This window comes from Hydrogenophaga sp. (assembly GCF_051007235.1).
GTDB lineage: Bacteria > Pseudomonadota > Gammaproteobacteria > Burkholderiales > Burkholderiaceae_C > Hydrogenophaga.
The window spans coordinates 1-10,265 of the sequence record NZ_JBPCSJ010000005.1; the positions used below are offsets into that span (position 1 = coordinate 1).

Consider the following 10,265-nt stretch of genomic DNA (forward strand, 5'->3'; position numbering starts at 1 on the left):
AAGCTGCCGCCCATCGCGGCGCTGCGCGAAGCCGGCGTGCCCATGGCTGTGTCGACCGACCACAACCCCGGCACCTCGCCCGGCCTGTCGTTGCTGCTGTCGGCCCACATGGCCTGCAGCTTTTTCCGCCTCACGCCGCTGGAAGCCGTGTGCGGCATCACCGTGCACGCCGCGCGCGCGCTGGGCCTGCACGACCGCGGCCAGCTCGCGGCCGGCCAGTGCGCCGACTTCGTCGCCTGGGACCTCGACCACCCGAACGAGCTGGCCTACTGGTTCGGCCACAACCCCTGCCACCGCGTCGTGGTGGCGGGCCAGGAGCGACCATGAACACGGATTCCAACCCTGGCTTCGTCTGGCAAGGCCGGACCGACAGCGAAGAGGTCGGCGACAGCCGCCGCTGGCACCACGTGGTGCGCCCGTTCGACGCCGCCTCGCAGGGCGGCGTGGCGCTGATCGGCTTTGCGGTCGACGAAGGCGTGCGCCGCAACGGCGGCCGGCCCGGCGCCGCCGAAGGCCCGCGCGCGTTGCGCGGCGCACTGGCCAACCTGCCGGTGCTGGGCGAACCGGCGCTGTGGGACGCCGGCGATGTGGACGGCCACCGCCACCCGCTGGAAGACGCGCAGCAGGCGCTGGCCGGTCGCATAACCGACGTGGTGGCCCAAGGCTGCAGGCCGCTGGTGCTGGGCGGCGGACACGAGGTCGCCTGGGGCACGTTCCAGGGCCTCGCGCGCGCGCACCCCGGCCTGCAGCGCCTGCTGATCGTCAACCTCGACGCCCATTTCGACCTGCGCATGGCCGCGCAGGGCAACTCGGGCACACCGTTCCGCCAGATCGCCGACTGGTGCCAGGCGCAAGGCCGGCCGTTCGACTACCACGTGCTGGGCATCAGCCGTTTTGCCAACACGCAGGCGCTGTTCGACCGCGCGGCGGCGCTGGGCGCGCGCCACCGGCTGGACGAAGAGCTGCAGTCTTCCGAGCAGCTGGCGCAGACGCAGGCCGCGCTGGCCGACGACCTGGCGCGCTGCGACGGGGTCTACCTCACGGTCTGTCTGGATGTGCTGCCCGCGCCGCTGGCGCCCGGCGTCTCGGCCCCGGCCCCGCTGGGCCTGCCGCTGGCCCATGTGGAAGCGCTGGTGGACCAGGTGATGGCCAGTGGCCGCGTGCTCGCGGCCGACCTGGCCGAACTCAACCCGCCGCTGGACGAAGGCGGCCGCACCGCGCGCGTGGCCGCCCGGCTGGCGGCGCGCATCGCGCGCGGCTTCGCGGCCGGCTGAAGGCCGCGCTGGCGGCCTCGGCCATGGCCCTGTCAGCGACCGTGCCCACGCCCGCGGCCGTCATCGTCCCAGCGGTCGTGACGGTCGTGGTGGCGGTGCTTCCAGTGGCGGCGGTCGTCCCAGCGCGGCCCGTAGCCCCAGCCCTGGTAGATCACCGGGCGCGGCTGCACCACCACCGGCCGCACATACGGGTACGGCTGGCCATACACGACCACCGGTGCCGGCTGGTGGATCACCACCGGCCGCGTGTGCACCACCACCGGGCGCGGTGGCGGCGCGTTGGACACGCCCACCGCCACACCGGGCGAGTTCACGCCGATTGACCAGTAGATGTCGTCCTGCCCGCGGGCGTGCGCCTGGCCGGTGCTCAGCGCCCAGGCCGCCGCGGCCAGCGAAACCAGACCCAGCGCCTTGGCCCAGGTCGAACGGCCTTGTGCCGGTGTGTTGAAAGTCACGGTGTTCATGGTGGTGTCTCCGGTTGCGGGCAACCCCTGTGGCTGCCGTGCGCCCATTAGAGAAAATCCGCCTGTAACCCGTTGCGCACGCACGGTCAAAGCCGTAGCCAGACGTAACCGAACGACCCATGACCGCTGACACCGCATTGCCCCCGCCCGACGACGTGCTGACCTTCTGGTTCGGTGACGCCCTCGCCACCGACTGGCCCGCGCAGGACCGCAGCGGCCTGTGGTTTGGCGGCGGTGCCGCACTGGACGCGACCATCACCCAGCGCTTCGGCCCGCTGGTGGACCGCGCGCTCGACGGCGGCCTGGCGGACTGGGAAACCACCCTGCCCGCGCGGCTGGCGCTGGTGATCGTGCTCGACCAGCTCACCCGCAACGTGCACCGCGGCCAGGCCCGCGCCTTCGCCGGCGACGGCCGCGCGCAGCGCCTGGTGCTGCAGTCCCTGGCCCTGTCGCAAGACAGCGAACTGCCCCGCGTGGGCCGGCTGTTTTTCTACATGCCGCTCATGCACGCCGAAAGCGTGGCCCTGCAGCACGAATGCGTGACGCGCCTCGAAGCGCTGGCGCACGACAGCCCGCCCGCGGTGCGCGAGCAGCTGCAGGGCAACCTGCGCTCGGCCCGCCAGCACTGCGACATCATCGAAACCTTCGGCCGCTTCCCCCACCGCAACGCCGTGCTGGGCCGCACCAGCACGCCGGCCGAAACCGACTTTTTGCAGGGCGGCCCGCGCTTCGGGCAGTGAGCGCCCCGCCGGTGGCGGTTGGGCGGCGGCCGGGCGCCGGGTGCTATCGTGGCAGCCCCACCCGCCGCACCGCGCCCCCGCCCATGTCGCACACCCTGGTCCTGCACGCCCACCCGTACCCGCGCCGCTCGCTGGTCACCCAGCGGCTCAAAGCCGTGTTCGACGCCGCCCCCGGCACGCAGGTGCGTTCGCTCTACGACCTGTACCCGGACTTCGACATCGACGTCGCCGCCGAACAGCAGGCCCTGAGCACCGCGCAGCTGGTGGTGTGGCTGGCGCCGGTGCACTGGTACAGCGTGCCCGCGCTCATGAAGCACTGGTTCGACCGCGTGCTCAGCCACGGCTGGGCCTATGGCCAGGGCGGCCACGCCCTGCGTGGCAAAACGGTGTGGTGGGTGGCCAGCGTGGGCGCCGACGCAACGGCCTACGCGCCCGGCGGTGAACACGGCCGGCCCTTCGCCGACTTCGTCGCCCCCATCGAACAGACCGCGCGCTACTGCGGCATGCACTGGCTGCCCCCCTACCTGGTCTACGCCGGCCACACCATCAGCGAAGACGACCGCCGCGCCAGCTGCGACGCGCTGGCGTTGGCCCTGGCCCAGCACCAGGCCGGCCTGGCCCTCACCGGAGCCACCGCATGATCCAGGGCATCCTCTTTCTACTGGCCGCGCTGGTCTGTGTGCCGCTGGCGGTGCGGCTGGGCCTGGGGTCCATCCTGGGCTACCTGGTGGCCGGCGTGGTCATCGGCCCGGAGGGTTTAGCTCTGGTCAGCGACCCCACGGCCATCCTGCACGCGTCCGAACTCGGCGTGGTGCTCATGCTCTTCGTCATCGGGCTCGAACTGGAACCGCAGCGCCTGTGGGCCATGCGCGCGGCCGTGTTCGGCGGCGGCGCCTTGCAGATGGGCCTGTGCGCCGCGCTGCTCATGCCCGTGGGCCTGCTGCTGGGCTGGACCTGGCAGGCGTCGCTGGTGGCGGCGCTGGCGCTGGCGTTGTCGTCCACCGCCATCGTGGTCGGCATCCTGCAGGAACGGCACCTGATGGACGTGCCCGTCGGCCGCAACGGTTTCTCCATGCTGCTGTTCCAGGACATCGCCGCCATCCCGCTGCTGGCGCTGGCCGCCGCGCTCGGTTCGCAGAACGCGCCCAGCGTGAGCAGCGGCCACGGCCACAGCAGCCCGCTGCTGCAGATCGGCGCCGTGCTGGCCGTGGTGGTGGCCGGGCGCTACGTGGCCTACCCGGCCATGCGCTTCATCGCCCGCCTGCCGGTGCGCGAGCTGTTCACCGGCTTCGCGCTGCTGCTGGTGCTGGGCGTGGCCGCGCTGATGGAAATCGTGGGCCTGTCCATGGGCCTGGGCGCGTTCCTGGCCGGTGTGCTGCTGGCCAGTTCCGAATACCGCCACGCGCTGGAAAACGACATCCTGCCCTTCAAGGGTCTGCTGCTGGGCCTGTTCTTCATTGCCGTGGGCATGAGCATGCAGCTGGGCCTGCTGGTCAGCGCGCCGCTGCAGGTGGTCGTGGGTCTGCTGCTGGTGGTCGCGCTCAAGGCACTGGGCCTGTGGCTGCTGGGGCCGGTGGTGGGGCTGCGCGGCAGCCAGCGCAAGCTGCTGGCGGTGCTGCTGTCGCAGGTGGGCGAATTCGCCTTCGTGGTGCTGGCGGCGGCCAAGGCCTCGCAGGTCATGCCGGCCGACACGGCCGACCTGCTCACCCTCATCGCCGCGCTGTCCATGGTCAGCACGCCGCTGCTGCTGATCGCCTACGACCGCTGGGGCTGCCCCGAGACCGAGACCCGCCCCGCCGACGCGGTGGAGAACACCCACGCCCCGGTGCTGCTGGTGGGCTTTGGCCGCTACGGGCAGATCGTGGCGCGCGTGCTGCTGAGCGCCGGCATCCGCCCCACCGTGATCGACCACGACGCCGACACCGTGGACTCGGCCCGGCGCTTTGGCTTCAAGGTCTACTTTGGCGACGCCACCCAGCCCGACCTGCTGCACGCCGCCGGCCTGGACCAGGCCAAAGCCGTGGTGGTGGCGGTGGACGACGTGACCCAGGCCAACCGCCTGGTGCACGAGCTGCGCGCCTCGCACCCTCAACTGCCCATCCTGGCCCGCGCCCGCGACGCGGTGCACGCCATGGAACTGGAAGACGCCGGCGTGCACCACGTGCAGCGCGAGCTGTTCGAAAGCTCGCTGCGCAGCGCCCGCGCCACGCTGGAGCTGCTGGGCTTCGACCGCTTCCACGCCCGCGAACTGGCCGACGAATTCCGCCGTTACTCGGAGCACTTCATCACCAGCGCGCGCGCCAGCCGGCACGACGAAGACGACTTCGTGCAGCGCGTGCGCGAAGCGCGCGAACAGTTTGAAAAACAGATGCAGGCCGACCTGCAGCGCCAGCACCGCCACACCCCGGAGACCGGCTGGGTGCCCGGCGCGGACGCCGACCGGACCCCCTGAACCGGGGCACCTGAGCCCACACCGGCCCCGTTGCACCAAACAAAAGCCGCTCACAGGGAGCGGCTTCGGGGTGTTCGGGGTCGGTTGGCGTGCGACGGGGCGTTCAGCCCCCCAGCGCCAGCCAGGTGCCGCCGGCGCCCAGCACCACCCCCGCCACCAGCCCCAGCACCAGGCCATAGCGCTGCAGCGGCCCCGGCGCGGCCGGCTCGGCCAGGTCGTCATCGCTCTCGTCCACCAGGGTGGATTCGTAGGCCGGCGCCATGCCGTTGCCCGCCACGCGCAGCCCGCTGGTGGGCGATGCCCAGGCCGCCCACAGCGTGTGCGCCTTTTGCGGCACCACGGCCCCGTGTTCCACGGCGGCTTCCAGGTCTTTCCAGCCGAGTTGCACCCGCACGGTGGGCAGGAACACGTCGTCCACGTGGGTTTGCTGCCACTGGGTCTCTTCCATGGCAATGGTGTCGGGGTTGTCGTTGTGCATCGGTTCCGCCTGTTCTGTTTTTTGTCCGCCGCTGGGCGTGGAGTCCTCCCCCCGTGTGGGGTGCGGCAAAGATAGCGGAAACCGCTTGCCGCTGGGGGCGTTTGTGGCGCCCCTCGTCGGTGGCGCTCCCCCGCGCGGGGGGCGTGCGGGGTGCCACACACTCACCGGGCGGGCGACCCCGCCGCGCCCCGGCATCCATTCGTCTGGCAGGCCAAACCATGCAGCCTTCTGACATTTTTGTTTTCAGCTCAACCGCTTAGGCATTATAAATCTATTCAATAATCCATTCCATGACCCCCTCCACCGTACCCGATCTGCTGACCGCCATCCGCCAGCTGGGCGGCACCGCCACCAGCCCGCAGCTGCAGGCGCGGCTGGGCATCAGCCAGCCCAGCGCCTCGCGCCTGCTGGCGCCGCTGCTGGCCGACGGCACCCTGGTCGCCGTGGGCGCGGCCCGCGCCCGGCGCTACCTGCTGCCGCGGGACGTGCCCGGCGTCGGCCGGCAGGTGGCCATCCACGCCGTGCAGGCCGATGGCGCCGTGCGGTTCTTCGGCACCCTCTACCCGCTGGCGGGCGACGGTTTCTGGATGGACGAGGCCGACCGCGAACACGGCCAGAGCGCCCGGCACGACAGCCTGCCCTGGTTTTTGTACGACATGCGGCCCCAGGGCTTTCTGGGCCGGGGCTTTGCCGGCGCCCACCCCGGCCTGCAACTGCCCGCCAACCTGACCCACTGGAGCGACGACCACATCCTCAAGGCACTGGTGAACGCCGGCGAAGACCAGCCCGGCAACCTGCTGGTGGGCCCCACCGCCTTCGACCGCTTCCACACGTTGCCCGCCCCGCTGCGCACCGCCGCCCCGGTGGTGACCGACCCGGCCACCCAGTACCCCGCCCTGGCCCTGCAGGCGCTGGACCAGACCGCCGTCGGGTCGAGTGCCGGCGGCGAGCAACCCAAGTTCAGCGCCGTGCGCGACGGCCACGCCGTGCTGGTGAAGTTCTCCCCGGCCGATGACAGCGCCGCCAGCCAGCGCTGGCGCGACCTGCTGCTGTGCGAAGCCCTGGCCCTGCAGACCCTGGCCGCCGCCGGCATCAGCGCCGCGCCCACCCAGGCCGTGCTGGCCGCGGGCCGCGTGTTTCTGGAAAGCCGCCGCTTCGACCGCACGCCACAGGGCGGCCGCGTGGGCATGGTCTCTCTGGAGGTGTACGACCGCCAGTACATCGGCCAGGGCACCAACTGGGTGGACACCGCCCAACGGTCCGACCGCGCCGGCCCCGAACGCCTGCACCCGGACGACGTGAGCGCCATCGGCCTGATCGATGCCTACGGCGCGCTGATTGCCAACACCGACCGCCACCACGGCAACCTGTCCTTGCTGCTGCAAGACCACCGCTGGCGCCTGGCCCCGGCCTACGACATGCTGCCCATGCTGTACGCCCCGGTGGCCGGCGAGGTGGTGCCGCGCGACCTGGCCGCCCAGCCGCCGCGCCCCACGGTGCACACCCTGGCCGTGTGGCCGCAGGCGCGCACCCTGGCGCTGGCGTTCTGGCAAGCCGTGGCGCAAGACCCGCGCGTGAGCGACGGCTTTCGCGCCGTGGCGCAGGCCAACGGCGACCTGGTTCAGCGCCTCTGACGCGCCGCTCCCTCGGGACTTACCCTCGAATCGCCCCGTTCGATGCCGCCCGCGCATGGCCCGCCACCACCGGCCGCATAAAGCCGCACACCGGGCTCCTAGAATCCGCGCCCACCATGCACCGCCCCACCGACCTGCCGGCCCTGCTGGCCGAGATCCACCACGACGCCCAGGCCCTGTTCGGCCGCGGCCGCGTGGCCGACTACATCCCGGCGCTGGCCGAGGTGGCGCCGCGCCAGTTCGGCCTGGCCATCGCCACCGTTGACGGCCAGACCCACAGCGTGGGCGACGCCCACACCCCCTTCTCGCTGCAGAGCATCACCAAGCTGTTCACCTTCGTGCTGGCGCTCAAGCTCGAAGGCGACGCGCTGTGGCAGCGCGTGGGCCGCGAGCCCTCGGGCGCGGCCTTCAACTCCATCGTCCAGCTCGAAACCGAAAACGGCATCCCGCGCAACCCCTTCATCAACGCGGGCGCGCTGGTCATCACCGACATCCTCACCACCCGCTACGCCCACCTCGACTACGCCCTGCTCGGCGCGCTGCGCCGCCTGGCCGACGAACCCCAGCTGCACTGGAACCCGCGCGTGGCCCGCAGCGAACGCGAGACCGCGCACCGCAACATGGCCATGGCCTACTTCATGAAGAGCCACGGCAACATCCGCAACGAGCCCGAGACCGTGCTCGACAACTACTGCCGCCAGTGCGCCACCGAAATGAGCTGCGCCCAGCTGGCCCAAGCCACGCTCTTCCTCGCCAACGACGGGCGCGACCTGTCGCTGCGCGGCGAGCCCGACGAACACTTCCTCAGCGCCGACGCCACGCGCCGCGTCAACGCCCTGCTGCTGACCTGCGGCGCCTACGACGCGGCCGGCGACTTCGCCTATCGAATCGGCCTGCCGGTCAAGACCGGCGTGGGCGGCGGCATCGTCGCCATCGTGCCAGGCGTGGCCACCGTCGCCGTCTGGTCGCCCGAGCTGGACGCCAAGGGCAATTCGGTGCTGGGCGCCTTCGCGCTGGAACGGCTGGTGCAGGCCACCGGCTGGGGCCACACCAGCCTGTGAGCGGGAAGCGCCGGCCTAGAATGGCCGGATGAGCTCGAACACCCCCCAAAACACCCCTTCCAACGCCTCTAAAAACAACGCTCCCGCCGCGGCAGACGGCGAGGAGCACAAGGTCTCCAACTTCCTGCGCCAGATCATCGAAAAAGACCTGGAGCAAGGCACCTACGCCAGCCGACAGTGGGGCGGTGGCCCGGGTGATGCCACGCACCACGCCGCCGGCCAGCCCGACCCGGCCAAGATCCGCACCCGCTTCCCGCCCGAGCCCAACGGCTACCTGCACGTGGGCCACGCCAAAAGCATCTGCCTGAACTTCGGCCTGGCGCGCGACTACGGCGGCGTCTGCCACATGCGCTTTGACGACACCAACCCCGAGAAGGAAGAAAAGGAGTACGTGGACTCCATCCTCGACGCGGTGCAGTGGCTGGGCTTCAACTGGCAGAGCAGCTTCAACGGCAAAAGCGAACAGCATCTGTACTACGCGTCGAACTACTTCGACTTCATGTACCGCGCGGCCGAACACCTCATCACCGCCGGCCACGCCTATGTGGACGAACAGACCGCCGAAGAAATGCGCGTCAACCGCGGCGACTTTGGCAAGCCCGGCGTGGACAGCCCCTTCCGCAGCCGCAGCCCGGAAGAGAACCTGGCCCGCTTCCGCGAAATGCGCGACGGCCAGCTGGCCGACGGCGCCGCCGTGCTGCGCGCCAAGATCAGCATGCAGTCGCCCAACATCAACATGCGCGACCCGGCCATCTACCGCATCCGCCGCGCCACGCACCACAACACGGGCGACGCCTGGTGCATCTACCCCATGTACACCTTCGCGCACCCCATCGAGGACGCGCTGGAGCAGATCACCCACTCCATCTGCACGCTGGAATTTGAAGACCAGCGCCCCTTCTACGACTGGTTGCTGGAGCGTTTGTGCGAAGGCGGCCTGCTCAAGGCCCCGCCGCCGCGGCAGTACGAATTTGCGCGCCTGAACCTCACCTACGTCATCACCAGCAAGCGCAAGCTGGCGCAACTGGTGAACGAGAAGAAGGTCAGCGGCTGGGACGACCCGCGCATGCCCACCATCGTCGGCCTGCGCCGCCGCGGCTACACGCCCGAAGCCATCCAGCTGTTTGCCGAACGCATCGGCGTGACCAAGAGCGATTCCTGGATCGACTACAGCACGCTCGACGGCTGCCTGCGCGAAGACCTGGAAAACAAGGCCCACCGCGGCATGGCCGTGCTCGACCCCGTCAAGCTGGTGCTCACCAACTGGGCCGAAGTGTTCGGGTCTGACGCCTACACCGAAGACTGCACCCAGCCCGCCCTGCCCCACAGCGCCATTGCCGAAGGGCAAACGCCCCCGCCCGACCGCGTGTTCAAGATCGGCAAGGACGTGTGGATCGAACGCGAAGACTTTGAAGAAGTGCCGCCCAAGGGCTACAAGCGCCTGTTCCCCGGCAACGTCGTGCGCCTCAAGGGCGGCTACGTCATCGAATGCACGGGTTGCGCCAAAGATGCCGACGGCAAAGTGACCGAAGTGCACGCCAAAGTGATTGCCGGCACCAAGAGCGGCACGCCCGGCGCCGACAGCGTCAAGGCCAAGGCCGCCATCACCTGGGTGGGCGCGGCCGACGGGGTGAGCGCCGAAGTGCGCCTGTACGACCGCCTGTTCACCGACCCGCAACCCGACGCGGGCGGCAAGAACTTCCTGGACGCGCTGAACCCCGACAGCCTGAAGGTGGTGACGGCGTTTGTGGAGCCGTCACTGGCCGCCGCACAGCCGGACCAAAAATTCCAGTTTGAGCGGTTTGGTTACTTTGTGGCCGACCGCACGGACCACGGAGTGGGCGGGAAAGTGGTGTTCAACCGGGTGACGGGGTTGAAAGATAGTTGGGGGAAGTAAACCTAACAAAAAAAGAAGGGAAGAAAAATGAGCGAATCCGATGTTTCTCAAGGCCTACAAAAAATATTTCAAAAGCGCTCTGCCTTTGCAGTTATCGGCTTAACAGGCCGGACCGGAAGTGGATGCACTACCACAGCGTCACTGCTATCTAAAGAGTTCGCAGAAATAAAACTACCCAATGCCAAACCAGATCCAGCAACCGCCGAAGATCGGAAGTATCGTATTTGTCGAGATTTTGCGGAAAAAAACTGGAACAGCTTTTTCG

Annotated in this window: 10 protein-coding genes and 1 pseudogene; 9 read left to right on the forward strand and 2 right to left on the reverse strand. The window is 69.8% G+C overall.

What is annotated here, in order from left to right; all coding sequences use genetic code 11:
* The coding region (locus ACR2JA_RS00120; RefSeq protein WP_434007110.1) for an amidohydrolase family protein at positions 1 to 327 on the forward strand (327 nt) is incomplete at its 5' end.
* On the forward strand, positions 324 to 1,274 hold the full coding sequence (hutG, locus tag ACR2JA_RS00125; RefSeq protein ID WP_434007111.1) for a formimidoylglutamase: 951 nt from the start codon (positions 324 to 326) through the stop codon (positions 1,272 to 1,274). The genes ACR2JA_RS00120 and hutG, both read left to right, overlap by 4 nt.
* A gap of 32 nt (positions 1,275 to 1,306) precedes the next feature.
* On the opposite strand, the gene ACR2JA_RS00130 is transcribed toward hutG, so the two are convergent.
* Positions 1,307 to 1,738, reverse strand: coding sequence for a hypothetical protein (locus ACR2JA_RS00130; RefSeq protein WP_434007112.1), 432 nt, complete (start codon positions 1,736 to 1,738; stop codon positions 1,307 to 1,309).
* Between the two features lie 119 nt (positions 1,739 to 1,857).
* On the opposite strand from ACR2JA_RS00130, the gene ACR2JA_RS00135 reads away from it, so the two are divergent.
* From ACR2JA_RS00135 to ACR2JA_RS00145, 3 genes are all read left to right on the forward strand, one after another.
* A complete protein-coding gene (locus ACR2JA_RS00135; protein WP_434007113.1) occupies positions 1,858 to 2,478 on the forward strand; it encodes a DUF924 family protein in 621 nt (206 codons plus the stop codon).
* An 83-nt stretch (positions 2,479 to 2,561) separates the two neighbouring features.
* Entirely contained in the window at positions 2,562 to 3,119 is a 558-nt protein-coding gene (locus tag ACR2JA_RS00140; RefSeq protein WP_434007114.1) for an NAD(P)H-dependent oxidoreductase, read from the forward strand.
* The gene (locus tag ACR2JA_RS00145; protein WP_434007115.1) at positions 3,116 to 4,930 is read left to right on the forward strand and encodes a monovalent cation:proton antiporter-2 (CPA2) family protein; all 1,815 of its coding nucleotides are present in this window, start codon (positions 3,116 to 3,118) and stop codon (positions 4,928 to 4,930) included. The genes ACR2JA_RS00140 and ACR2JA_RS00145 overlap by 4 nt, the downstream gene beginning before the upstream one ends.
* 103 nt (positions 4,931 to 5,033) lie before the next feature.
* On the opposite strand, the gene ACR2JA_RS00150 is transcribed toward ACR2JA_RS00145, so the two are convergent.
* Positions 5,034 to 5,408, reverse strand: a complete 375-nt coding sequence (locus tag ACR2JA_RS00150) for a hypothetical protein (protein WP_434007116.1) — start codon at positions 5,406 to 5,408, stop codon at positions 5,034 to 5,036.
* A 290-nt stretch (positions 5,409 to 5,698) separates the two neighbouring features.
* On the opposite strand from ACR2JA_RS00150, the gene yjjJ reads away from it, so the two are divergent.
* The 4 genes and pseudogenes from yjjJ to ACR2JA_RS00170 form a co-directional block, all read left to right on the forward strand.
* On the forward strand, positions 5,699 to 7,042 hold the full coding sequence (gene yjjJ, locus ACR2JA_RS00155) for a type II toxin-antitoxin system HipA family toxin YjjJ (protein WP_434007117.1): 1,344 nt from the start codon (positions 5,699 to 5,701) through the stop codon (positions 7,040 to 7,042).
* Positions 7,043 to 7,158: 116 nt separating this feature from the next.
* Positions 7,159 to 8,103, forward strand: coding sequence for a glutaminase (locus ACR2JA_RS00160; protein WP_434007118.1), 945 nt, complete (start codon positions 7,159 to 7,161; stop codon positions 8,101 to 8,103).
* A gap of 28 nt (positions 8,104 to 8,131) precedes the next feature.
* A complete protein-coding gene (locus ACR2JA_RS00165; RefSeq protein ID WP_434007119.1) occupies positions 8,132 to 10,000 on the forward strand; it encodes a glutamine--tRNA ligase/YqeY domain fusion protein in 1,869 nt (622 codons plus the stop codon).
* 27 nt (positions 10,001 to 10,027) lie between these two features.
* Positions 10,028 to 10,265, forward strand: a pseudogene (locus ACR2JA_RS00170) (hypothetical protein); the annotation flags it as partial.